Genomic DNA, 26,359 nt, shown 5'->3' with positions numbered 1-26,359 from the left:
GGGATTATAGAGGATTTCGACGCCTCAGTAAAATGTCTTAATCCTTTAAGCTGTCCGTTTCAATCCCTGATAGGGATTATAGAGGATTTCGACACATGGATTTAAGCCACTGTGATGCCCATAAAAATGGGTTTCAATCCCTGATAGGGATTATAGAGGATTTCGACCTTGGCAGGGAGTGTCCTGCTGCTGAATTAAAGGTTTCAATCCCTGATAGGGATTATAGAGGATTTCGACAACCCGCAAGAGCGGATCTGGCTGCGAGTATTGAGTTTCAATCCCTGATAGGGATTATAGAGGATTTCGACAACCAATAAAGCAGCGATGATCGGAAATTTAAGGTTTCAATCCCTGATAGGGATTATAGAGGATTTCGACTTTTCAAAACCATCAACCAGCTTAATTTTTTTAAGTTTCAATCCCTGATAGGGATTATAGAGGATTTCGACTAGCGGCAACAGGGCGATTGGAGATATTAGTCGGTTTCAATCCCTGATAGGGATTATAGAGGATTTCGACTGCCGACCTCTGAAACGCTTGCTGTATTTGGTTTTCAAGGTTCGATTGCGACAACCTCCTCTAACTATAGCATTTCAGCCCTCGCTTTTGACAACCCCCTCGAATAAAAAACTCTCAAATCCTTTCTGTATCAGCCTTTCAGCCTTTGCGACAACCTCCTCATTCGTGAAAAAGGCTGTATCCCTGACTCAATAAGGAATACAGCCTCAAATTTTGACTCCCCGAAAAAAACACCTACTGGTTGTCGCATCAGGAAAAAAATCGAATTATCCCAAAGCTGTTCACTACCGACGGGTTCAACTGTACTAAGGTAACTCCACTGATGTCGGTTTCGCAATGTGAGGTAATCCCCAACCCAACTTCTCGCGCAACATCCGGAAAAACTCAGGTCGTTGCAAGCGAATAAACCGAGCCGAATAAGGCGATCGCGCCACATGCACCTGATCCTCCGGTAACACATAACAGCCCCCATTTCCATCCACCACCATCACCAACTGATTCGGCGTCGCCGGCAACACCTGCACCTTTTCCGTATCCGCAAACACCAACGCCCGCGACGCCAAAGAATGAGGACAAATCGGCATCAACTGCAACACCGGCACCCCCGGCGTTACCACCGTTCCCCCTGCACTCAGGGAATACGCCGTCGAACCCGTCGGCGTCGAGATAATCACCCCATCAGCCGCAATATCCACAGGAGAATGCCGTCCAATTTTCACCTCAAAATGGCACATACAGGTCAACGGTTCCCGGTGCAAAACCATCTCATTCAAACACAAGGCTTCCCACCATATACACTGATCCCGCACCACCTGCACCAACAGCATCGCGCGTTCTTCAATCTCATACTCCCCCGCCATCACCTTTTCCATCGCCTGGGGAAGTTGATTCAGGTACATTTCAGTCAGGAATCCCATGTGTCCCGTATTAATTGCCAGCAGAGGAATTCCAAAAGGTGCCACTTGGCGAAACGCCGCCAGCACCGTACCATCTCCCCCCAGCACGATCGCGAACGCCATTTTTTCATCAAACCCCGGCGCTGCTAGCTTGTCGATCGGTGTATGACAGACAGGAGATTCAGGGCGGGAATAGCCTAAAAGTCCGCCAACTCCCGTTGCCATATACACATCCCAACCCGCCGCCGTGAGTTGCTCTTGTAACTCCTCAGCAACCCGACAAGCTACAGGTTTGTTGTCGTTATAAATAATCCCTGCTTTGCCCACACTTATCAGTCCGCGTCATACATCATTAATAGTCGTTTTAACCAATAACACTGGCTAGCTCAACTTAGACCTATCATTAACCCCCTTGAGGAAAAAGCTTACACCAAAAAGCAACAATCTGTGTCAACAATCAAAACGCTTGCACTCAGTCAGGGCGGGTTTTCCCTATATCTGGGAGAAGGAAGGATGCTTTGCTTTTTTACATGGGAGGAGGAGAATTCAAAGCCTCTCTCCTTGCAGGAGAGAGGTTTGGAGAGAGGTCCCGATCGCATGAAAAGTCAGCCCCATCACCCATCAGAACTTAAGGTTTTTTCATCGGCGTTTTCTTCTTCTTCTTTTTCTTGCTTTTCTCGTAATCAATTTCCCTAAGCTTCTTAGTAATTCGGCTAAAATACTCTTGCAGATAAGCTTCCAGCGTCGTTGTATCCTTGGGATCAAGACCAAAAACCGGATAAACCTCATCCATTGAAGCCATCATCGGTTTCCCCGTGGCTAACACCTCCGTGAATGCCAAGCGATCCGCGATATTCCAACCCCACTGAAAAAATCGGGTAATCTGGCGCATTCCCCGCAAGAAATTAATTGGGAGTCGAGCAATTCTGGCATCCTTACCTGAGAGTCGCTCACATAAATTAATAATCTCATCGGCTCGCCAAGCTCGTGTTCCCACCACCGGAAAAGTTTTATTTGTCGTTTCCGGAACCTCAAGAGCGCGAACGGCAAATTTAGCAATATCCTGAGTATCCATATAGGCCGTGGGCGCAGCTTCCCCAGTAATCCAAACCGCTTGCCCTTCCAGGATTGGTACAGCATACTGCATAATCAGCCCTTGCATAAACCCAGCAGGCTGCAAGATGGTGTAGTTCAATCCCGATTCTGCCAGAAACACTTCAGTACACCGTTTAATCTCCATCAACGGCACATCTGGAAACTTCTCACAATTGAGAATCGAGAAAAAGACAAAACGTTCCACTCCCGCCGCCGTCGCCGCTTGAATCAGCGCCACCTTGCCATCCCAGTCTACCTGTTTAATGGTGAGAGAGCCTGTTGGTCTAGAGGTTGCTGCATCAATCACGGCAGTTATGCCTTCAAGAGCAGGTGGTAACGTCTGTGGTTGACACAGGTTACCTTGAACCAATTCGGCTCCCCATTCTTTTAAAAATGTGGCTTTCCTAGGGCTACGAACCAGACAGCGTACCTGATGACCTTCATCCAGCGCCCGACGAACCACCTGTCTTCCTAAAGTGCCTGTTGCACCGACGACCAACAAGTTCATTTATAAAAATTTTGCCTGTAAACTTAACGTTTCTATAAGATTCTATCAGAAAGCCTCTAAAGATGCTCAGACATGGGTAAATTGAGTCTCCCCAGACGCGCCATGGCGCGTCTCTACTTCCTTTTTCCGTTACCCTTCGCCGCCTTGGATTTTGAGTAACAAAAATCCTAAGCCCATACCCACGAGAATTAGGGTAAAGGATAGTACAGCAGCATTGAAAATTTCAGCGTTCATGTCTTATGTCTTATCTCCTTTTGCGATCGCTCTAGCAGGCTCTAAGTTATAAGATTATCGCGATTGGGTTCAAATCGAAAATGAAAACTGAGAAATATTTGTTTACACAACCGCACCACCCATCCCGAGGGCGTCCTCGCTTGGCTGTCACCTTGGGTGATCCGGCTGGAATTGGTGCGGAGGTGGTGCTGAAGGCGTTGGCAGATGAGCAGATAACTCAAGATGCTCAAATAACGGTTATTGGTAGTCGCTCGTTGTTAGAGACGGCGTATAAGGAATTGCGGCACAGGATAGACAGTAGCATACCTCTGGCTGAACCGGATAACCTATCCATATTAGACATCCCCTTAGACGCCTCAATCGAACGTCAGATTACGCTGGGGCGGGGAAATGCGGCGAGTGGGGACGCCAGTTTTGCTTACTTGAAACGTGCGATCGCGCAAACGTTGGCGGGTGAGTTTGAGGGAATTGTCACTGCACCCATTGCCAAGTCATTCTGGAAAGCCGCCGGACATGACTATCCCGGTCAAACTGAAGTGTTAGCACAGGCGGCTGGTGTCGAGCGATTCGGGATGCTATTCGTCGCGCGATCGCCTCATACCGGGTGGCTATTGCGAACTCTGTTAGCCACAACCCATATTCCCTTGGATCAAGTCCCCCATACCTTAACCCCAGACTTGATGAAGGCAAAACTGGATTTACTGGTGGAATGCTTAGGGCTGGAGTTTGGCGTAGAAACCCCTCGCATTGCCATTTCTGGGTTAAATCCCCACAGTGGTGAACAGGGACAATTAGGGCGGGAGGAAAAAGACTGGTTGATTCCCTGGCTAGAACAGGAACGAAAGCAACGTCCCCAGATAAAATTGGATGGACCGGTACCACCCGATACCCTTTGGGTGAAAGCGGGTCAAGCCTGGTACGATAATCCAGCCATCCCCAATCTCCCCGATGCGTATTTGGCACTTTATCATGACCAAGGCTTAATTCCGGTTAAACTCATGGCATTTGACCGAGCAATTAACACCACGATTGGTCTACCGTTTGTGCGAACGTCTCCGGATCACGGTACGGCTTATGATATTGCCGGTCAGGGAATTGCTAATCCTACCAGTATGAAAGCGGCGATTCAATTAGCGGCACATTTAGTGCGACACAGGCAATTGTTGTAGGGGCGGGTTTTAATGGGTGTAGGGTGTGGGGTGTGTGGGGTATCGGGTGTGGGGTGTGTCGGGTGTGGGGTATCGGGTGTTGGGTGTTGGGTGTTGGGTGTGGGGTATCGGGTGTTGGGTGTCGGGTGTCAGGTGTCGGGTGTTGGGTGTTGGGGTGACAAGCCGTCTAAAACCTTTTCAAATCAGGCTTTGAGCGACATTGGTATTTCTCAAGATGAAGCCTTATTGACAGATGAAGACCACAGCCATGAGATATTCCCTCTCCTTGTAGGAGAGGGCTAGGGAGAGGTTCGGGGAGGGGTTTGGGGAGGGGTCAGACCCCTCAGTTAATGACCAGCAGTATCCATCGGGGGGTCTGGGGGGCTGGTCCCCCAGATAAAACTGCTATCTTTGACCCTATCTGTGACAAGAAGAAATTGTTGGGTGTCGGGTGTCGGGAATAGCAGCCAAGGAATAAAGGGGCTAAACCGCCCTGCTCAACCATCAAAACTAATCATATTCTATTTATTCTGTCAAGATGTAATTCCTAGAAACTAGATGTTAGCGTAGTGGAGCTAGTCTCTCTTTTTCCGAACAGTCACAGGATAGCAGTAGGATCAAGCCGAGTAAGTAATGATAGAACACGATCTCAATGGCGATCGCTCCTTAGTTTTAGAAACAGCATGGCAGCGATATGCCCAGCTTAAAACCCAAGCGGCAATCACTTACAGACAATATTTGAGTCTTCGGGGTGGATCAATTTTGCTCAGTGCGATCGCCACATTCCTAGCAGTGGTTATCGCCAGTACAGATAGGCAACTCATCGCCGCCCCACCGGGACGAATCTTAATCATTGGTTTAGTGTTAGTTCCGATTATCAATGTGATCATTTTAGCGATTAGTCGCAACCTGCAACAAGGACAGTATTGGCAAATCCTCAATGCTGGTGCTGAAGAAATTCGCAAAACGATCTATCTGTATCGGACATTGCTACCCGGACAAGAGAATCGTCATCAATGGTTGAATGAACGAGTTACAGCGATTCAACGCCAGGTCTTTGATAGTATTGGCAGTGATTTAGTCCTGCAACCCTACACGGGTAATCTTCCCCCGGATGCGATGGGCGAATATCCAAGTCATGATCCGGGTTTTAGTGATTTACTACCCCCAGATTATTTGCACTATCGCTTAGAGGCGCAACTGCAACGGTATACCCAAGAACTCGCTCAACTCAACACCACCCGCACTCGCTTACAAGTTGCCATGTTTAGCTTGGCTGGATTGAGTGCATTGTTACCCGTTTTAGGCGTGAGTGTCGGTGTTTGGGTGGCGTTTACCCTCTTCTTGGCAACAGCATTCAGCCTGTGGCTAGAACTAGGACGAATCGATGATCGCGTGAATGCGAATAACCAGCTCATTTTAGCTCTCAACCTGATTCGCGATCGCTGGCAAAGTTTAACCGCCAAAGAGCAGACGGGTGAGGAATTTTTTCAGCTCGTGCTGGCGACAGAAAATACACTCTGGAATTACTATAGTCAACCAATTTACGAACGGCGTCAAATTGCCACACCCTTGCTGGAGCCGAGTGATGATTTACTCACAGAAGCGCTCAAAGAACCCCTTGTCGAACTTCCCGAAGCATCGAACAACGTTGAAACCCTAGCCGTTACCGCCCAAACCCCCAAAGAAACGGTTACATTGGAGGTGGTCAAAAAAGTTGAAGAACCTCCTCAGGAACCGCCAAAAAAGGGATTACCTCATGCCTTTGTCGTCATGCCCTTTGGACGAAAAAAAGGACCCGATGGGCTTTGGATTGACTTTAACAGCATTTATCGCAACTTAATTAAGCCAGCCTTAGAAACGGCAGGATTTGAGTCATTTCGCGCCGATGAAGAAATGGTTAGCGGCGATATTTTGACGGATATGTTTCAGGAGCTATTGCTCGCTGACCTAGTTCTGGCAGATTTAAGTATAGATAATGCCAACGTGTTTTACGAGTTAGGCATTCGCCACGCCCTGCGTAAGCGCGGCTTGATTCACATCCAATGTGGTCGCTCTTACATGCCTTACGACATTTTCAATGTGCGAACACTCCCCTATCACTGTGATGATAGCGGTTGTCCCGACCCAGACTATTTACACAAAGACAAGCAGGCGATCGTGAAAATGGCGCGTGCCACCTGGGATTCGGACAAAAACCGCATTCATAGCCCAATTTTCAGTATTTTAACCGGACTGGATGAACCCGATCGCAAGTCCTTGCAAACCCCCCTGGCAACCGGATACTGGCAGGAATACAAAGAATGGCAAGAGCGGGTGGTGCTTGCCCAGCGACAAAAGCGGATTGGGGATGTCTTGTTATTAACCGAAGAGGTGAGTAATCCCCTAATTAAAGAAGAAGCCCTGGCGGAAGCAGGGAAAGCCCTAAAAAATCTAGGAAATCATGCCCTAGCGCTCAAAGAATATCGCCAAGGCTTGAAAATCAACTCCAAAAATTCTGAGTTTCGCCAAGAAGAAGCCTTTCACCTCAGCCGCTTAAAGCAATTTGATGAAGGGATTGTCAAATTAGAGTCATTGCTCCAAGATGAACCCAAAAATATTGATGCGCTCTGTTACTTAGCTCGCATTTACAAAGAAATGTGGCGCAATGAATGGAAAGACATCTCAGATCAGCCGGAGCGGTTGAGCGCTGCCTATGATGCCGCTCACTTACTCAAAAAAGCCGTTGATACCTATCTCAAAGCCTATCGCCTGAATCACAATCACTATTATGCTGGGATTAATGCCCTAACCTTATTAGTCCTTCTCGATCATTTAGTTCAGCATTGTGATATCGACAGTGATGCCGAAGGAGAAGCCCTGCGGCGACAGTTGCCCAATCTCAAAGGGGCAGTCCAATTCTGCCTAGAAAGTGCAGTTAAGACCAATGAAAATGATGCCTGGGCGTATGTTTCCTTAGGAGATTTAGCGGTATTGGCAGCCGACGTTCCTAAACAAGTCACGCGAGCGTATAAAAAGGCACTAACGCTACTCTGGAACAATAAATTTGCCCTCGAAGCCACCCTGGATCAACTGGAACTTTTGGCGGCGCTTTCTTTCCGCCCGGAGTATGTACAAGCAGGACAAGTGGTGATCCAAGGGGAACTTGACCGACTGAACAATCAAACGGCAATAACGGCGGATGAGAGCGAACCAGAACCCACACAAGTGATCCTCTTTTCCGGTCACATGATTGATAGTCCGACACGGGAACAACCACGTTTTCCCGCCGCCATGGAAAATGAGGCGCGGCAAAAAATTGAGGAGACTCTGGATAAGTTAAATCCCAGTACCAATTGCTTGGCAATTGCTCCCGGTGCGGCTTGTGGCGGTGATATTTTGTTTATCGAAGCCTGCTTAAAGCGGAACATGAAGGTGGAGGTGTTTCTGCCCTTTGCCCCAGCTCAGTTTATTCTCGAATCCGTTAGTTTTGCTGGGGATAACTGGGTATCCCGTTTCTATACAATTCAGAATCACCCTAATGTGTCATTTAGTCTGCAACCGGAACGATTGGGAGACGTGCCGATAGGGGATAATGCCTTCGAGCGCAATAATCGCTGGGCGTTGTATTCTACCCTCATGTATGGCATTGATCGCGTGCGACTGATTGTGCTGTGGAACGGTAAAGGCGGTGACGCGCCCGGAGGTACAGGTGACATGGTTCACCAGGTACGCCACTTAGGAGGCGTGGTTGAGCATATTGATACCACCAAGTTTGAGTACTGGAACACTAGGACGGAGGTATTAGCCAGTTAAATAAATGTAGAGACGTTGCATGCAACGTCTCTACCGGTTGATTTTCCGACCATCTTGAGCAAGAATCAGGTTCACCCCTGCTGTTTTGGCAGAAAGAGAATTGAAAAAATTAGTGCGACTTGTTCGTGAAATAACCAAACAACTGGGAATACTAGAGAGAGGAAAAAGGCGTGAAGCTCAGGTTAACCCGTGCACTGGAGTAACCCATCCTTGTTGCTCTTAAGGATTGACGTGGCTTACTCTTAAGATCATTGTCCTCGATGACATGGTTAAACTGATGGTTAAAATATTCTCTCTCTAGAGTCAATTCAATGAAAAACTCCTGTACTTTAACCTTTAACAATAACCTCTCCGCCCATGTTGTTCAAGTCCACAGTCCCACGGCGTTGGCGGCGGCGTTGCACCAGCTTGGTCTTGACCAACCCCGTCCTACCCTAGCATTAGTGGGTGGAGCGAGTAAGATTAGTGAGTCTGACAAAAATGATTTGCGACGCATTTTTCTCGAAGTGATTGCGCCTCTAGCTGAACAACTGGGAGTGGTGGTTGTCGATGGGGGGACGGATGCGGGGATTATGCAATTTATTGGTCAAGCGCGGACAGGGATTTGTGGGACATTCCCGTTAATTGGTGTCGCCGCGATTGGCACGGTTATACTTCCTGGTGTTAAAAGCATGAATGCTGATGCAGCGATGCTAGAGCCAAATCACACCCACTTTGTTTTAGTTCCCGGCTGTAATTGGGGAGATGAATCCCCCTGGTTATCTGAGATTGGTAGTCATTTAGCTAAGGGGTTGCCGTCGGTTACGATTGTGGTGAATGGTGGTGAGATTACCTGGCAGGATGTGGCGCAAAGTGTGAAAGCCAAGCGACCTGCGATTGTCTTAGCCGGGAGTGGACGAACGGCTGATAAATTGGCAGCCGCGTTGCAGGGAGAGGTAACTGATGAACGAGCCGTAGATTTAGTGGCATCGGGACTTTTGCACGCTATCAATGTGAGTAAAGATGCAGCAGCACTGGCTCACCTAATTGGGCAGATGCTTTCGAGACCTGCGGATGCGTTGCCCGAATAAATTGCCTCCAAATAAGGTGGGAAGAAGCATTGACATTGATTCGGTGAAATCGGAGGTTTTAAAATAAGTGTAATTCGGAGATTGATGCTAATTTATTTTTTTTTATGACATAATAAAAATTAAGTTGATTGAGACGTATACCGCTGATCCGGTTTGAGTGTTGCATGAAGCGTTTGTTGCTCAAACTAAATTATTCATTGGGTCATTTCATAATGTCTTAAGCCCACCATTGTTATATAGACTCTTGCAGATCAAGGCATAGAACGTGGCAAAAAAGAACTCTTACAGTCAATATCTTAGGCAACACCTGAGTAACTTAATCGAGCAGACGGACTTGCCCCCCTTGAAAAAGGACTTTATGAAAGCCCGGTGGTTGGATCAAGTGCTGTGGCTGGAAGGACGGGCAACCAAGGAACGCGATCGCCATCACTCTTTGAGGTTACTAACGATTATCGGTGGTGTTATTGTTCCCGCCATGGTGGGATTCAAAAGCCCGAATCCTAAGATCCAGGAAATTGTCGGCTGGAGTGCATTTGGGTTGAGTCAAGCGGTAGCTGTTTCCGCCGCCGTGGAAGAATTTTTCGCTCATGGGGAAAAGTATAAGCAATTCCGCAATACAGCCGAAAATATGAAAATTGAGGGCTGGCAGTTCCTGCAAATGGCTGGAGCCTACAGTGAGTTTGAATCCCACGACGACGCTTATGCCACCTTTGCCTATCACGTTGAGCAGCTAATTCAGCAAGACGTGCAAGGTTTCGTCGCTCAGTTTGAAAAAAAAGAAAAGAGCAAAGAACAGACAGCAGCAACCGTGGCTCAAAATTCGGCTCTAGCCCTGGAAAATCTCAACCAGCAAATGGAGTATCAGGAGCAATTGCGGCGACTCGAAGCGGAGAAACGCCGCTTGCGAGAAGAGAAAGAGCGTTTGGAAAATGAGCGTTTAGCGCCGCTGGAACCTGCGGAAAACAATGGGGAAGATGTCCAGACTACCCCGGTTACTCTCGAAGACTTGCCCACCCTAGGTGCCGCCGCAATGGCTTGGTTTGAAGAAGAAGAACCCGAAGAACCCAAAAAACAAGTATCGATGAATGGTCAGGGAAATAGTGAACCGGCTAAACCGACTGTACCGCAACTGATTACACCCGAACAAGCGTCCAAAATAATGGATTGTCCCCTCGCCGATAGCCAGAAATATTTACCTGGGGTATTGGAGGCGCTTCAGGACTACGATATTTTGGATAAGCAGGTGCTAATTGGTTTACTAGCAACGGTGCGAGTGGAAACCAACGGGTTTAAGCCCATTAATGAGTTTGGTGGACCAAAATACTTTACCAAACATTATGAAGGACGCCGGGATTTAGGGAATGTGAAGCCCGGGGATGGGGCGAAGTATCATGGTAGAGGCTACATCCAGATTACGGGGAGAGCAAATTATCGCACGTATGGGCAAAAATTAGGGGTGGATTTGGAGAATAATCCTGAATTAGCTCTAGACCCGGAAATTTCTGCTAAGATACTAGCTTGTTACTTCAAAGATAGAGGGGTCGCCACTGCTGCCAAAGTAGGAGATTGGCGTAAAGTCAGAAAATTGGTGAATGGCGGTTATAACGGTTGGGATGTGTTTTCTAAGTATGTTGAGAAAGGTAAAGCGGTAATTGGTTAAGGTATGGAACCCACAGAAGAAGTTTTTTTTCAAGTTCAGGAACTCAAGGAAGCGATTCAGGAACTGAAAGAGCAGATTAAAGAAATGCAGACGATAAATGAAGTACAACAAGAGTCAATTACGTCGTTGATTGCTTTATCTCAGAAGCAAACGACAGTGATTGAGCAGCAAACCTCTGTGATTCAGCAGTTAGTAAGTCGGTAAGGAAAAGATACAGCAGCACGTTCGTAGTCAGCACGAAGCGTGCCATTTATTTTAAGCCAGTAGGGTGCGTTAGCGCAGCGTAACGCACCATATATAGGGGCTGCTGAATAAGTGTTGTGGTGAGGGGGAGCTGGGGAAGCTGGGGAAGCTGGGGGAGCTGGGGGAGCAAGGGTACATTTTCCCTGAGCAAGGTGATGCCATACTTATGAAGGATGCTACCCCATTTTCTTGCACTTTATCCACTGTCAATATGGCTCAAAGCATTGCTTGATATGGGTTTCGGCTTTGTGCAGCAAGCCCTATATAGCTGGAAGCAGAGAGGTTTGTAGTCGGTACGAAGCGTGCCTACCGTGCTAAAGCACTGACTACAAACAAAACTAAGCGCTATCATTAATGCAATACTCTGACCAGCTCTTTAATTTTAGCCGCCTGCCGATCCTTGAATTGCTCAGGGAAACTTAATTCTAGGGCAATTTTCTTCGGCGAAGAACTACTGCTATCCCCTGGAACCAGAATTTCTAATGAGAGAATTTGGGTTAAAAATCGCTCGCGGGATTGGCTCATGGCGTCTTGACTTAACAGCAAACCCACTAAAGGTTTTTCTTGCTGCATTTTCTTTAAATTATCAGGTTTAAGTAATTTAGCATTCGATGTAATAGAATCATCGAGTTCTAATCGCAAACTTGTCGCCCCAATTGCGGTCACTGTTGCCAAATAGAAGTCCCCTTCCCAAAACAATTGAGCTGAAGCTTGAACCCGTTTGCGGACTTTTCCTACCCCTTTATCTACCTTAAATTCCTGGAAGGCACGGAAAAGACCTGTAGCCAAAAATCCTAATGACTGCAACGGTTTATCCACATATTCCCGTGTTTGTGAATACCATTCCTTCACGTCAGAATACGTCACCAAGGTTAAATTATCTCGCTGTGCTTGGGTGACATTAATAAACTTAACCGCCAATTCCATTTGATGATCATTGACCAACTTTGCCACCACAATCTGAGCCTCCATAATCACCCTTGCCCCATAATCACCCACCAATTCAACTTCAATTTCATCGGGTAAATTGGGTTGACCTTCAACTTCTAAAATCATTCGAGTTCCGGTTTCCGAAACATCCAGAGTCATGCCACTCCAACTTTTGTCATAGCTATAAACTGTTGCCCCCAGCCGTCGCCGTAAGCGGTGGGCGGTGCGTTCTTGGGGTTGTTCAAAGGCAACCAGTAAGGCTGCCATTAACAGAATCATGTTAAAGATACACCACAAGGCGTTAACCAAAACCGCTTCTGTATCCTCTGGACGCAGGATCAACCAAAAAGGAACTGACGCTAACGCCAGCACCACAAAAGCTGTTATACCTAAAAGACCCCGTACAGACTGCCAATCAAAGTTTGATAAGCTAAATTCCCGTTTAACCAGGGTCATGTCTTTATCGGTGACGTTAAAAGAACCCAGATTGGGATTAATTAACGCCATCGTTGTCACATACCCCGCCTGGAATGCCATGACAAATTCAAAAATTTCATTCCAGAAGGAAAAGCGCACATGCTTATACGTAATGTAGTTGGCATTGAGAGACAGGAGGATATGGGGAAGTGCATACGCCAAAGTTTCCAATCCCAAACCCTGAATCGGGTTGATTCTAAACAATAAGAACAGAGTCGGCGCGAGGGCATAGATGAGTCGGGGATAGCCGTAGAAGAAGTGAGACGTGGCACTGAAGTAACAAATTCGCTGCGGAATTGTCAAATTTAGCTTACGGTTGAATACTGGATTTTCAATCCGCAAAATCTGCGCCATACCCCGCGCCCACCGGACTTGCTGACCCACATACGAGGAAAAGTTCTCTGGGGCGAGACCCGCAATCATGATTTTGTCGTAATAAATTGACCTGTATCCCAGAGAATGGAGTCGGAATGCCGTGTGACAATCTTCAGTCACTGTTTCTGTGGCAATCCCACCAACTTGAAGCGCATATTCTTTACGAATTACCGCTGCTGAACCACAGAAAAAAGCCGCATTCCAAAAGTCATTTCCTTTTTGCAGTACTTTATAAAATAGTTCATTACCCACCGGAATTCTGCCATCTGTACGCAAATTTCGCTCAAACGGATCGGGGTTAAAAAACCAGTGAGGTGTTTGCACAAATGCCACATTTTGATCAAAAAAGAAGCCAGCCGTATCTTTGAGAAAATCTCGCAGCGGAATATGGTCACAGTCCAGAATCATCACCAAATCCCCTTTGGTGCGGCGAAACGCGGTATTAATATTCCCCGCCTTGGCATGTTCGTTACTATCCCGCGTCATCATGATGCAGCCGACTTCCTCGCACATTTTCCGCAATCTTTCGCGACGGGCTTTATATTTTTCAGCTCGACCATCATCTAAAACATACACCTTTTTCTTGTCCTCTGGATAGTCGATTGCCATGGCTCCTATTGCTGTTTTGCGGACAATTTCCACGTCTTCGTTGTAGGTGGGAATATAGATATCCACCTTGGGCCACTGGTCTTGCGGATATGCCGACAAATCGACAGGTTCCCGGTCTTGAATATGTAGGGTTTGAACATACGCCAGAACGAGCGTCAGGATGGCATACAGTTCAGCGATCAACAGCAGTACACAAAATAAGCCATTGATAAAGGTATCAAAATTGAGCGTGTAGTTGAGGCGATAGTAGAGATAGCGGGCAGTGGTTACTAAACTCAACCAGACTAAAAATAAGTGGTAGTACTCACTAATTTGTTTATCGAAAACTCGGTTTTCCGCCCGCACAACCACTTGACCGATCGCCAAAAGCAAAAAGGCGACAACCCCCTGTTGCCAAACCTTGAGCGGGGTAATGACTAGGGGAATCGAGATCACCAGTAGAAACAGAACCAGCCATTTCAAATGGCTTAAACCAATGGGTTCTAGTGAGCGATCAAAAAACCGAGGCAGAAGATCAACTAGCCAGTCAGTGGCGAAGGGGCGTTGAGGACGAAATCGCTGGAATTTAGACGAAGACGAAGACATATTCAACGGTAAGGGTTAGTGAACAAGAAGGCAGAAGGCAGGGGGAGCAGGGGGAGCATGTAGAGACGTAGCATGCTACGTCTGGGAGCAGGGGGAGCAGAGGGAGAATGACAAAAGACTAATGACTCTTTTGATCACTAAGCCGCTTGAGATAGAACTGAGAAATCCCATACAGCAAAAGCGCGATCGCGAAAATGCCAGCCGGTAAGAAAAACCAGTTGTCTTGAATAAAGCGTGACACCTTGCTCAACACTCCCGTATTTTCAATCCGACTGGTTGAGGGCGCACGTTCTAAGAATTCCAATCTGTAGGCATCCGGGTCATAGCTAGCCGCATCTTGCTGATTGCTGCTGATCAGTACCGTGTCTTCCTGGAGTTGGAAGAACCAGGGATCTTTGCTAATCACCTGCCGCACTCGTTCTAACCCATTCGCCGTCTGTGCGGTTAGCGCCAATAGCACCCGTTCCTTGTTCTCTGGCGACATGATTTCCTTAATCATGCCTTCGTTATCCGGTAAGGCTTGAATGCTGCCTTGATTCCACTGGCGAGAAAAAGCATCCCGCAAGCGGAAACCACTACCATCAAACACCTCTGGAAAGGGAAATTGCTCTCTGGTACCAATTCCCACCAAATGGTGTCCCTCGCGGACTTCAGCAGGCAACGTTGTCGTTGTATAGGCATCCAGATTGACCGAATCAGCCTTACTCAGTCGTCCCAGACGTTCGCTAACCGTTAACAGCGTCAGCAAATCCGTATTACTCGGAGAATCCGGCACCACAATCGCGGTTCTGGACAAATCCTGGGGTGCAGCAAAGGGATAACCTTCCTGGAACAGTCCTAAATCGGGGAGTTGTACCGATTGTTGGCGGTTCAGGTTGAAGCTAGTGTCTGCATGGAGGGTTCCCGTCAATTGTTGGTCAGTGACTTTACCACATACACCCGGTTCTCTGGGATTGAGTCGGAATGCTACTTCCAGTTGGGAATCGGGCTGGATTAAATGAGGGGGCAAATCCACTTTTAATCGTTTTCGGCTAGCGCCGTCTTCTGAGGTCAATCGCGCCCCACCGATAAACGTTCCATCCAGTAGGACTTCTACCGCCGAGGTACGGGGATTGATTTGTGGACTATAGCTATAACGCAGGGTCATAGAACTCCCCCGCGTAAATTGATCATCCGGCAAAGCGTGAAAATCAATTACAATCGGGGGTGCCGCTGACCCACGTACCGTGATGTCTTGGAACGGATCACCGTTTTCTTTGGTTTGAATTTCGCTGAGCGTAAAGGAATTTTTTTCCGGTAAATAACCGGGCCAATTCCGGAGTGATGGTGTGTCTACATCTTTGAGGCTATCCACTAATACAGCTTGACCTGTGCCAAATTTACGGCTCTCAGGCTGGACTAAAAACTGGGCAGCTTTGGCAACACCGTCAGCCCCATTTCCGGTCACCACTAAAACGGGAACCGCCCCATCTAAGGTGGTGGTCATCATTAAGATACCCACGTCACTGGGTAAAGCGACTTGGTTTCCATCTAAAATTTGGTTGCCACTGATACTAAAGGGCAAATCCAAATCCTCTAAGCCAGCTTGTTCAGCGGGTGTGCCAATGACGACTAACCGTTGACCCCACTCGACATCCTCTAAATCGTTGATGATTTCCGTATCAATGGGGCGGAATTCTGCCATTCTGCCTAATCCCGCTTGAAAGCGAGGGGCGGCGGTTAACCAGGTGTCGTTAACCTTGGGCAGGAGATAAGCAATGCGATTAGTATCTAAACTGAGGTCGTCAAAGAAAGGATAGGGATAGCGGCTAAAGTTGAGCGGAATCGGTTGGGGCTGATATTCAAACTGCAACTCGGAATCCGGTAGTACTTCTGTCCAAAGCGTGGGGTCCCCCGGATCACTACATTCTTCGTCATTACTTTGTCGGGCGACAATCGTCAGTTCGTTATAGTCCTGAATCAGTCGGGAGGGTACGTTGAAGAGGACGCTGCCAACTTCCGATTGTTGGCGGTTGAGGGGGACTGAACCCACACTCGTGCCATTCACTCGGACTGTGAGATTGGACTCCTTGGCAATCAGGGCGGGTGAATGCTGGAACCGAATTAGGGCTTTAGCCCCTTGGATTTTCCAGCCCCGGGGACGGGTAAAGCCGAGTCGAGCTTCAGAATACACACCTCGGAAGCGGAAGCGGTTCCCGACGATGGGAGAGCGATTGAATTGCAGGACGTACTCGCCTGTGGGTAGGGGTTCAGCCTCTGCCGTTTCTTCCTCGCCAGCAGGTGAGGAGGGTGCAGGAGAACGACGTGCGGGTGCAGGTTCTTCGGGTTCGGTTGGTGGCGGCGCAGAACGAGTGGGCTGGCTCTGCGGCGGCGGTTGACTAGGTGCAGGTGTGGTTCGCTTGCGCGTTGGTGATGTGGATTTTTTCGGAGGAGCCGCCGGAGCGGGTTTGTAAACAGGTTCTTTCTGGGGCGTGGTGGGTAGGGTATATTCACGAATTAACTGATCTTCCTGCTCTTGCAGGCTACTGTCGCTTTGAGCGACGGCAAAGTTGGTCGTGATCACTAGCCCGACGACTAAAACGCTACACAGAAGCAACAATCCGAGTCGCGTTCCTGTAGATACACGGGTGGAGCGCTGACGTCCGCGATGGGTGGAAGGATTTGGAGATTGGGAGTGACGAAACAGGCGTTTCATAGGAGAATTCTTACGGTTGATGGAAATGCCCAGTTAGTATTGCTTGGAGACTGAATTATGCGATTCCAGATATCTGAAATTCGGGGATGTTTAAACGAGGCAATTTACAGTGTTGGGTTGGGCGATTGCTTGACCCAACTGATTGGTGCCAAACGGACAGGCTCCCCTAAACGATGGCAAGGGACATCATTTATCAACGGAACCCGCCCGAATTAGGACGGTTTGTAGATAGCATTCCCGCTTCAGTCCAACGAGTAACAGGTTGACTGAACCCGGTCATTTGTAGAAACGGTGGTGACATTTTTATAGTCCTCTGAATCGGTATTCGACTCGATGCCACCCTGATATAAGATGCGATTATTCGGGGTTACGAATAAATTCTTAACGGTTTCAAGCCTTGACAGACGTTATCGACCTCTGTATCATTCCCTTATTGCGTTTCTGGAAAACTGCTGCTGGGGTTGAAAAAATTGCGAATTCTTTACCAGGTCAGGTGATACTAGGGCGATCCAGGCTAAGTTTTGGGTATAGTAGGCAGATTCATCATCCCAAATTCCCTGATTGTATTGCGGTAGAAGTTTACGCTCCAATAGTTGTTCAGCTATAGCCGGATTGATTAAGCGCATAGCTGGGTAGAGCATGGCATATTGGGAGGTGGCATCGTATTTGACTAAAGATTCTCCATCTAGGTTAATTCGAGCAGGCAAGCGAGAGGACGATTGCCATTGATCTTCAAGGTATTGGGTTGCTGTTTCCAGATAATTTAACGCCTCCGTCGATTGAAACCATTCGGCATCCCAAGCGATTCGCCACCAGACGCGATACGCATCAAAGCTATAGACGCTTTTCAGTTTGCTTTGTGGGGGTATGGACTGAAATTGATTGGTCTGTAAATCCAAAGCAATCCAGTCACTTGGTAACCCAACCGCCGAAACTTCAGAGGAGTTTTCCAAGACGTAGTAGCTACTGTCTATCAAACTCAGCCAGTCTCGTTCGGGATCAACTTGAGCAAACAGGCGAAACGCATAAGGGGCGAGATAGGAGGGATTCAGATAAATCGTCGATGGCGACGGGACAAAGGCTTGCTTAGGTCCAGGAAGGAGATAACGTTTGCCATCGGGTCCAGCGATGGTGGAGTAGTCCCACAAATCGCGCAGCTTGATTCGCGCTAACTCTAAATATTCCGGGCGATTCCAGCGGCGGTATGCCCAAATTAATGCGGTAATCGCATCAATATCAGCATCGCTGGCAAAATTTCGATCAATGGCACCCCAATTTCCCTCGTCATCTTGACCCCACAGCCAAACCCAAAGATTGTCTTCAGGTTCGCCTGTTTCTGTGAGTCGATGCAGGTTATCTTCTGCCCACTCTAAGGTGAGGGCAAATGTGGTTGGGTCATTAATCAATACAGCCCTGAGCATAGCGTAGGCTTGTCCTTCTGAGGTGGAGCGATCGCTCGCTTCGTAGTCGATTACTCGTCCATCCTCTTGAATGAATTGTTGTCTGTAGATGACCCAGCTTTGTTCGAGTATATCCTGGATAGGCGGGGATGGGGATAAAATTGGAAAATCAGCCACGGGGGAAGCCGTTACTGGGGGTTGGGAAGGGGATACAGACGCTTCCGGCGGTTCAGGTTCGGAGAATTTTACGGACACACAACTGGTGAGATTCAACAGCAGTAACATAGCGCTTATAGTCATGCTTGTAGTCAGCGCTTTAGCGCTTCTGGCACTAAAGTGCCTACTACGAACCCAGTGATTTGTCCTTTGTCCTTTGTCATTCGTCATTTGTCATTTGTCATTCGTCATTTGTCATTTGTCATTTGTCATTTAGACAGGGCGGGTTTAGTGGATGGGCAAAAAACGATAGTAGTGAAACCCGCCCCTACAATTTCCCCATCTCCCCCTACAGACGCCCACACTAAAACCGTTCCCATGGGGGTTGAAATCCTCGTCGTTGTAAAAAGTCTTCCTGAATTTGTTGCATTTGATTCGATAATTCTGGATCTAACGTTCCTCCTTGTTGAAGTTGTTCGACTTGCATCGCTTCCAAATCCGCTAAAGCCTCAAGCTGATAGTCTTGAACTCGTTTCAGTCCAACCATCGCTTGACGAATTCCTTGATCATTCGGATCAAGGGCTAAGGCTTGGGAATAAAGATTTCTGGCTTCATCCAATCGTCGTTGTTGAAATCGAACGCCAGCTAGGGCGGATAATGCCTCTTGATTAGCTGGTTGTGCGGATAAAATTAACTGATAGGCTTGTTCAGCGAGTTCTAAATCATCGATCGCCTGACCAATTTGTCCTTGTAAGAAGTAATTGCGGATGTTGGTGGGATCACGGGCGACTAATTGCGCGACTCTAACTCTGGCTTGTTCGGGACTGCGTTGGGCGATAAGCTGAATTGAGCGAATTTGTACAGGCAAATTCGTGGGATCAAGCTGAAGCAGTCTGTTATAAAGTGCCTCCCGTTGGGGAGATGGCGGTAATGATCCCGCCAACGTAAATAGTTCTGGCGGCGCACTGGTGGCGGGTTGAGTCTGTAGCCAGTAATTGAGAACCGCTTGGGCTTGAGATTCCGAAATCAGATCCGCTTGGTAGGCTAGGTTAGCACGCGCGAGTTGCAGTGTTGTGTCCTGAGGATTACGGGCGATTAACTGGTCAAATACGGCGAGGGCTTCCGTGGGACGATTTTGTTGTAGCCGCACATTAGCCAGCCCTCGTATCGCCGCGTTGAGAATATCCCGTTCGGCTCGATTACTGGCAATTAAAGCCTGATAACGCTGGGCGCTGGCTTCTAAGTTTCCTTCCCGACGCTCAATTTCCGCCGCTAACAACTGGGGCGCTAAGTCTTCCGCCCCGGCGGGGGTTGCTGCATAAGCGGCTAACGCCTGTCTAGCCCCAGCTAGATTATTATTTTCCAGCAAAATCTGGGCGATGCGGAAATTTAAGAAGGGAACATTGACACCGGATTGGAGGAGACTGGTGTAAATGGGTAATAATTCCGGTCCTGGGGGTTCAATCCCGGCTAAGGCTTGGGCGATGAGTTGGCGTTCATTGGGATCAGCGGGGAGGGGTTGCAGGGCGCTCAATAGACGGGCTTTGAGTTCGGCTTCGGAAATTAAACCGAGTTCCCGTTCCAAGGCGACTTGTTTGACTAAGAGAGTGCGGTCATTGGGTTGTAAGCTTAAGAGTTGGCGATAGAGATTCAGCGCGGTTTGCTGTTGGTTGGGTAACCCACTAAAAACATCAGCAATTTCCCGCAAGAGTTTGGGTTCGGGATTGGGGGTTTGATCCAGCGCCTGACGATACAAATTCGCGACTTGTTGGGTTAGGGCTTGGTTACCCGTTTGATTGCGAATTTCATTCAAGGCTCGTGCTAAGGGTAAAGTCGCATTGGGATTCCCTTGTAGGGGGGTTAAGACATTTAACGCTTCAGTGGGCTGTTGATTGGCGAGATAGGCTTGGGATAAAGCCGTTCGGGTGAAGATGGCTAATTGTGGATCAGAGAGGAGTTGGGGCGATCGCAGTTGTCCTTCCAGAATCTGGACAGCCGCCGCCGGATTCCCGGTTTCTTGTAAGGCGCTGGCGTAAGCGAGGGCGGGATACCCGGTAATTTGTCCTCCTGTCGCCAGGTAACGGTTAAACAGTTCCAATCCCCGTTCCGGGTTACCGCTATTGGTAAAGGTTTCCGCCGCCCCCAGCAGAATATTGGGCGGGGGATTTCCTTGTAGGACAATTTGATAATCCGCCAAAGCTTCAGCAAACCGTTGCTGAAAACCGTAGAGTTGGGCTCGCAAACCACGGGCTTCGATATCGTTAGGATTGAGATTCAGCAATGTAGTTAGTGCTTCAATCCCCTGAACCTGCCATTCTGGTCGATAGGTTCCGAATAGACCCACCGATTTTAAGGCTAATTCATTGGTGGGGTCTTGCGCCAATACCCGTTGATAAGCATTCCAGGCTTGCTGAAGATTCCCCTGTCGTCGATGAGCGATCGCTAACCCTAACTTGGCATCCACCGAATCCGGATAACGCCGTACTGCTGCCTCAAATGCCGCGATCGCGTCTTGGACTCGTCCTTGACTCAGCAGTGAAAAGGCTTCGCGAACGGCTGTCGGTACGGTTTGGGCATGAACAGCCGGGATGGTATACACCATCGGTGCGCTAATGGCTAATCCAGCTAGTCCTAATCCAATGAGTTTAGTCATTTGTCATTCGTCATTTGTCATTCGTCATTTGTCATTTGTCATTCGTCATTCGTCATTTGTCCTTTCCTTCCCCATCTTCCCCATCTCCCTCATCTTCCTCATCTTCCTCATCTCCCCCAGCTTCCCCAGCTCTCTTCACTCTCTGGGAATCACATCAAATTCTGTTTTTAAGCGCACACCGACATCGGTTTCGGAGAAGTTATTCCGTTGCTGGATGGTAAATCCTAGACGAAGATTGGGTAAGAATCGGAAATCATAGAATAGTTCTAAAACGTCGGGATCTTCTTCTCCTTGGTTATTTGATAATTCCTGACCATAGCCTAATCCTAGGCGATCATTTTGGGTAAATACATCCAAAAAGCTCACGCCAAAACTATAGGTCGTCGCCGCTTCGTCAATCTCTCGGTTGATATACCGACCATAGCGACCAAATATCCCCATATTCCAATCGGGGATAAAGTATTCAGCGTTGAGACCATAAGCCTCTTCCCGATCATCGTCTTCTAATCCAAAATTATTGTCCCCGCGTGCGATAGAGAAAATTTCGTTAAATCCTGTCTCTGAACCCGCGTCGCGATCGGTGGCATAGGTGCCGCGAATAATGCCATTGCCATAACGTAAACCCACTTCTCCGGCAAATCCATCTAAGGCAAAATCACCAATACTTCCCGATGATGAAAAGGCAACGGCTTTAGCTTCAATATTGTCCGTCAATGTCCAATTCACTAAAAAGCCAGGACGGGAGGAAATTCCTGTGGCACTTAAGGCTGGATTGGTCTGAAAAACGGGATTAAAGAAATGGGTGACGCCATCTTTAGCAAAGCTATTGCGATCAAAGTAAGAGGTTAAATCCAATTGACCGATAACAAAGCGTAAATTGGGTAAGTCCGTAAACGGAGCGGTAGCAAAATACAGTTCGTTAATATTTAATCCTTGGTTGGGAGAATCTGCTAAGCCACTATCTTCGCTGGTTAAATCTAATGTGGCAGCAAATAGCGCCTTGGGAGTTAGAGGATAGACGCCAGCCAACCGCGCCCTCGCCACAGAGGAGTCACCCTGCACCACATAAGTTCCTTGGAACTGTAAGGTGGGATCTCGTAATGCTGTACTGCGTAGCAGGGAAGAGGAGGGTTGATTGGGCTGGGTTGGGTCAAACTCCTGAGCCGGAGTCGCCACTGGAGGGGGCAGGTTTGGGTTAGGAGTACCGGGTACAACGCCGGGATTGGGTGACACGAAAGGAGACTGTGCCACTGAATTCGTCCCATTCAATGGATTGACATTGGGATTAACCCGTGGAGGTAATGCAGCTTGTGTTTGCGGCTGGGCGTAAACCTGTCCTACACCTGGGTTATAGCCGTTAAAACCTTGGGAATTTGGGTTAACGGGAGCGGGTAAAGGAGCTTGATTTTGCGGTAAATAGGAAAACTGTCCCGTCGCCGGATTATAACCGTTGAAACTTTGGGAATTTGGGTTAACAGATGCAGGTAAAGGGGCTTGATTTTGCGGTAAGGAATAAAATTGTCCCGCCCCTGAGTTATAGCCGTTGAACCCTTGGGAATTTGGGTTAACGGGTGCGGGTAAGGGAGCTTGATTTTGTGGTAGATAGGAAAACTGTCCTACACCTGGATTATAGCCATTAAAATTTTGCGGATTTTGGTTAATCGGTACGGGTTGGACGGCTTGATTTTGAGGTAAGGAATAAAACTGTCCTGCACCGGGGTTATAGGGATTAAACCCAACGGGAGTCTGAGTGGGTGGCATTGACCCAACTTGGGGCATTTGAGGAATGAAAGCAACCTGCCCCCCGCCAAGGTTATAAGGATTTGCCCCCATGGGAACTCCCATGGGTTGTACTGGCACAAGGATAAAGGTTTGAGGCAGATAAGGAACTTGTCCCCCGGCTGGGTTGTAGGGATTACCCCCTACAGGCATTCCCATGGTTTGGACGGGAACCAAGATGACAGGTTGAGGCAGATAAGGAACTTGTCCCCCGGCTGGGTTGTAGGGATTTGCTCCCCCAGGAAAGCCCTGAGTTGACACCGGAATAAAGTTAGGAGTTGGGGCAATATAAGAAGGTTGTCCTCCCGCTTGGTTGTAGGGATTGATACCTGCTGTCCCAGCACCGGGCATAGGGATAAGATTAGGCGTTTGGGTTCCATAAAGGGACTGTCCTCCAGGTTGGTTATAAGGATTGTTACCCATAGCCGCCCCAGTACCGGGCATAGGAATAACCGTAGGCGTTTGGGTTCCATAAAGGGACTGTCCCCAGGTTTGGGTATAGGAGTTGGGACTCATCGCCGCCCCAGTACCGGGCGTGGGGATGGTGTTGGGCGTTTGAGTAAAGGAAGAGGGCTGTCCCCAAGTTTGGCTGTAGGGATTCACGCCCTGGGGTTGCACATTCGGTGAAATGAGAGTGGGAAAGGCAGGAAGCTGTCCTGAGTTAGATCCCGTAGAACCCAGAGGAATAGAGTTTGTCGGTACAGGGAGGGGAGATGAATTTTGTAACAGAGTTGGAAGCTGCGCCACCTTTACGTCGAAGGTATCCCTAAACCGGACTGAGGTTTCAATGGCGAGGGGTTGGTTACAGGTGGTTGAATCGTGACAATTCTGATCAGAGGACAATTCAGGAGTAAGAGGTTGTTCCTGAATCGTCAAGGGTTGGTGAGCCGAGTTTAAAGCGAGTTCTGATAAACCCGACTGAGTTGATAGACTGGCTTGAATTGGGGGATTGGGGATGGGGGAAGCAATACGGTTGGAATACGCTCTAGTTTCTACGTCTTCTGTTCTCCCTGTTCCCCGATCTTTTGCCCTATCGATGGGGGCGGGACTATTGTGGTTATTTTGTCGTTCCTCGTGTCTGGCTGGAACGGTTTGGTCAAGCGTTTCATAAGTTTTCGGCGCTATAGCATTGGGTTCAACGTCTACGACTGAAGGGTTAGGATTCAGGCTTGTCGATAGAGCCGTATCTCGTCTTGAGACATACTCCACTCTTTGGGCAGAAACGGACGCTGGATCTGGATGTTGGTTTAGCTCAGAACCCGCTGTATGCAAGCCATCGGCTTGATTCAGAGATAATTGGAAATCACCAGACGGTTTTTCTGCTCCAATATCTTGCCGATTGGCGACTTCTGAGTCAGGTAGAGTCGCCTGAGCGGGTTTAATTTCAAGTAATCCTAGCGTCCAGAAAACGATAAGTGATCCAATACTAAGCAGATTAATCCATAGCAGCGGCTTAAGCAAGCCGAATCGTTGAGAATCAGGGACTATTAAGTTCATTACCGGAGTTCGTTTGACCGATTGATGTTTGCCCTGCACCCTGTCGCCACTTTAGCAAAGGAATTAGTCCTTGGCGATTCATATAACCTTGGTTGAATGAAGGTTGAATCTTGTCTTATAGATAATGGAGGATAGCCAGTGACGCTTTTTGGTTATAAACATCCACCTGCTTTAGCTAAAACCACTCGGTTACGTCTGAATTCCAGAAAATTGATAGGTCAATTCCCACCCTATTTTTTAGGGTACTCTTGGCGCAACCGTTCACCGACGAACTAATCCTCACCCGGAAATTTTGCCGAGTCAATGATAGTTGACTAAACAATTCAAGGGAGTTAATTCGAGAAACGTTTAGCTGTAAATAGAACGGTTTGGGCAAAGCCTGAATCCGTCCCCTAGTAATTTTACTCAAAGGTACAAGGCATTGAGCGCCCGAAGCCTTGAGTGACTATTCCTGCGCTCGTTGCCGAAACAGCGATCGCGTTCTCATCAACCTCCTTTGATCAGATCAAAGGTTCAATCAGCTAACGGTGTTGGCTGGTGCAACACTATAACAGATGCAGATACTTTGACTTTACCGAATGGGTACTTATTTCGTAGACCGTATTTTCACGGATTTTTCGCTTGAAGAGCGAAAATTGCACCCCTGACTCATTTCTAGCTAATCTGGCGATAGGTTCCCTCGGCTGTCGTTTTTCATTCAGCGTGGGATGAATCACCAGTCCCTATCTAGTTTAATGCGTCCGTTAAGAGAGCCTCCATAACCTTTGGGGAATTGGAGTGGCAAGTGAGCATTCCTCTACAACTACGCCTTAACTTCTCAGTTTTAACATATTGAAAGAATTTGCCAAGGGGAATCAGGGGATAAGGCTTTAGCCTGGGTGTAAGTATCTGAACTTACACTCTCGTTGTCGATACTGCCATGTCTTTTGTCCGAGAGCTGAAAACGTCCGAAGACCTGTGGGATGATATTAGCTATGTTGGGCGCACGTCATTGAATCGTTTTAGATTAGAGGTAAGGATGTAATGATTCAAGAGGTCTGATTGTGGTCTTTGCTCAAACCAGTTCCCCAAATGTAGGAACAACTCGCCTCACGCTAGACGAGTATCGGGCGATGGAAGAAACCCACCCGGAACGTCATGAATACCGCAACGGAGAGATTCTTACAATGTCGGGAGGTTCTGAAGCCCATAGTGCGATCGCTAGCAACTTATTAATTTACTTGGGGTTTTTGCTCAGAGATACCGATTTTCGTTTGTATAACAGCGACTTGCGAGTTTGGATTCCTGAATATCAGTGTGGGACTTATACTGATTTGATGGTGGTTAATGGCTTCCCAGAATTCAATGGTGAGCGCAATGATGAAATTCTCAATCCTTTCCTGATTGTCGAAGTTCTATCGCCTTCTACGGAAGCCTATGATCGAGGTGAAAAGTTCAGAAAATATCGTTCTCTTGCTAGTTTTTGTGAATATCTGCTGGTGAGCCAAGCTGAACCCTACATTGAGCAGTATCATAATCTTGAGCCTAGCAGTAATGATCGCTGGCTGTGGCAAGTGTACTCTAACCTTGAGCAGGTGATCGTCCTGCACAGTTTAAACATAGAAGTTTCCCTGTCTGAAATCTATCGTCGCATTAATTTTTAAGGGTTATTTCGGCGGACATGATATCAAACTCTTACACTTACAAATGTCCACCTACTTAGGGGCTGCTGAATAAGTTTTGTGGTGGGGTAGAGAGCAGGGGAAGCTGGGGAAGCTGAGGGAGCTGGGGGAGCAAGGGTACATTTTCCCGGAGCAAGGTGATGCCATACTTATGATGGATGCTACCCAATTTCCTTGCACTTTATACACTGTTATTATAAAATCCCCATTTAGTAAACTTTCACCATTGATGATGGCAGGATTTTCATCTCCCTGAACTGTAGATGTAATAACAGCGGATAAAGTGCAAGGAAATGGGGTAGCATCCTTCATAAGTATGGCATCACCTTGCTCAGGGAAAATGTACCCTTGCTCCCCCAGCTCCCTCAGCTTCC

General features: G+C 47.9%; 16 protein-coding genes and 1 CRISPR repeat array (1 of these 17 cut by a window edge). Of the genes, 8 read left to right on the top strand and 8 right to left on the bottom strand.

All coding sequences use genetic code 11. The features are described 5' to 3' along the window. A CRISPR array of direct repeats spans positions 1–519; the repeat unit is 37 nt; unit sequence GTTTCAATCCCTGATAGGGATTATAGAGGATTTCGAC; it reaches 662 nt to the left of the window's first position. Between the two features lie 305 nt (positions 520–824). From RIB93_RS19765 to petM, 3 genes are all read right to left on the bottom strand, one after another. Next, on the bottom strand, positions 825–1,742 hold the full coding sequence (locus RIB93_RS19765; RefSeq protein ID WP_446374805.1) for an NAD(+) kinase: 918 nt from the start codon (positions 1,740–1,742) through the stop codon (positions 825–827). Positions 1,743–2,043: 301 nt separating this feature from the next. Continuing rightward, positions 2,044–3,018 carry an SDR family oxidoreductase gene (locus RIB93_RS19760; protein WP_446374803.1) on the bottom strand — a complete coding sequence of 325 codons (975 nt, stop codon included), beginning with the start codon at positions 3,016–3,018 and terminating at the stop codon, positions 2,044–2,046. Positions 3,019–3,147: 129 nt separating this feature from the next. Then, a complete protein-coding gene (petM, locus tag RIB93_RS19755) occupies positions 3,148–3,252 on the bottom strand; it encodes a cytochrome b6-f complex subunit PetM (protein WP_044210140.1) in 105 nt (34 codons plus the stop codon). Positions 3,253–3,332: 80 nt separating this feature from the next. Here petM and pdxA point away from each other — a divergent pair, with 80 nt between their 5' ends. The 6 genes from pdxA to RIB93_RS19725 all read left to right on the top strand — a co-directional run bounded on the left by pdxA (position 3,333) and on the right by RIB93_RS19725 (position 11,129). Then, positions 3,333–4,421, top strand: a complete 1,089-nt coding sequence (gene pdxA, locus RIB93_RS19750) for a 4-hydroxythreonine-4-phosphate dehydrogenase PdxA (RefSeq protein WP_446374801.1) — start codon at positions 3,333–3,335, stop codon at positions 4,419–4,421. Positions 4,422–4,433: 12 nt separating this feature from the next. Continuing rightward, positions 4,434–4,703, top strand: a complete 270-nt coding sequence (locus RIB93_RS19745) for a hypothetical protein (RefSeq protein WP_446374799.1) — start codon at positions 4,434–4,436, stop codon at positions 4,701–4,703. Positions 4,704–5,033: 330 nt separating this feature from the next. Further along, positions 5,034–8,195 (top strand): TRAFs-binding domain-containing protein, encoded by a 3,162-nt coding sequence (locus RIB93_RS19740; protein ID WP_446374797.1) that lies wholly within the window; start codon positions 5,034–5,036, stop codon positions 8,193–8,195. 311 nt (positions 8,196–8,506) lie between these two features. Then, a complete protein-coding gene (locus RIB93_RS19735; RefSeq protein ID WP_446374795.1) occupies positions 8,507–9,265 on the top strand; it encodes a hypothetical protein in 759 nt (252 codons plus the stop codon). A gap of 265 nt (positions 9,266–9,530) precedes the next feature. Then, positions 9,531–10,925, top strand: coding sequence for a DUF4231 domain-containing protein (locus tag RIB93_RS19730; RefSeq protein ID WP_446374793.1), 1,395 nt, complete (start codon positions 9,531–9,533; stop codon positions 10,923–10,925). 3 nt (positions 10,926–10,928) lie between these two features. After that, positions 10,929–11,129, top strand: a complete 201-nt coding sequence (locus RIB93_RS19725; RefSeq protein WP_446374791.1) for a hypothetical protein — start codon at positions 10,929–10,931, stop codon at positions 11,127–11,129. 390 nt (positions 11,130–11,519) lie between these two features. On the opposite strand, the gene RIB93_RS19720 is transcribed toward RIB93_RS19725, so the two are convergent. Next, positions 11,520–14,144 (bottom strand): glycosyltransferase family 2 protein, encoded by a 2,625-nt coding sequence (locus RIB93_RS19720; protein ID WP_446374789.1) that lies wholly within the window; start codon positions 14,142–14,144, stop codon positions 11,520–11,522. A gap of 118 nt (positions 14,145–14,262) precedes the next feature. Continuing rightward, positions 14,263–16,839, bottom strand: a complete 2,577-nt coding sequence (locus RIB93_RS19715) for a cellulose biosynthesis cyclic di-GMP-binding regulatory protein BcsB (RefSeq protein WP_446374787.1) — start codon at positions 16,837–16,839, stop codon at positions 14,263–14,265. A gap of 57 nt (positions 16,840–16,896) precedes the next feature. Here RIB93_RS19715 and RIB93_RS19710 point away from each other — a divergent pair, with 57 nt between their 5' ends. Then, a complete protein-coding gene (locus RIB93_RS19710; RefSeq protein ID WP_446374785.1) occupies positions 16,897–17,055 on the top strand; it encodes a hypothetical protein in 159 nt (52 codons plus the stop codon). 206 nt (positions 17,056–17,261) lie between these two features. On the opposite strand, the gene RIB93_RS19705 is transcribed toward RIB93_RS19710, so the two are convergent. The 3 genes from RIB93_RS19705 to RIB93_RS19695 form a co-directional block, all read right to left on the bottom strand. Next, entirely contained in the window at positions 17,262–18,626 is a 1,365-nt protein-coding gene (locus RIB93_RS19705; RefSeq protein WP_446374783.1) for a glycosyl hydrolase family 8, read from the bottom strand. Between the two features lie 133 nt (positions 18,627–18,759). Beyond that, positions 18,760–21,048, bottom strand: coding sequence for a tetratricopeptide repeat protein (locus RIB93_RS19700; protein ID WP_446374781.1), 2,289 nt, complete (start codon positions 21,046–21,048; stop codon positions 18,760–18,762). A gap of 135 nt (positions 21,049–21,183) precedes the next feature. Further along, positions 21,184–24,324 carry a hypothetical protein gene (locus RIB93_RS19695; protein WP_446374779.1) on the bottom strand — a complete coding sequence of 1,047 codons (3,141 nt, stop codon included), beginning with the start codon at positions 24,322–24,324 and terminating at the stop codon, positions 21,184–21,186. A gap of 1,043 nt (positions 24,325–25,367) precedes the next feature. Between RIB93_RS19695 and RIB93_RS19690 the strand changes: the two genes are divergently transcribed. Then, complete coding sequence (locus RIB93_RS19690) at positions 25,368–25,967, top strand: Uma2 family endonuclease (protein ID WP_446374777.1); 600 nt, start codon at positions 25,368–25,370, stop codon at positions 25,965–25,967. Positions 25,968–26,359: the final 392 nt, after the last annotated feature.

This window comes from Coleofasciculus sp. D1-CHI-01, assembly GCF_040218875.1.
Taxonomy (GTDB): domain Bacteria; phylum Cyanobacteriota; class Cyanobacteriia; order Cyanobacteriales; family Coleofasciculaceae; genus Coleofasciculus.
This window is presented reverse-complemented; position numbering and strand designations above follow the sequence as displayed.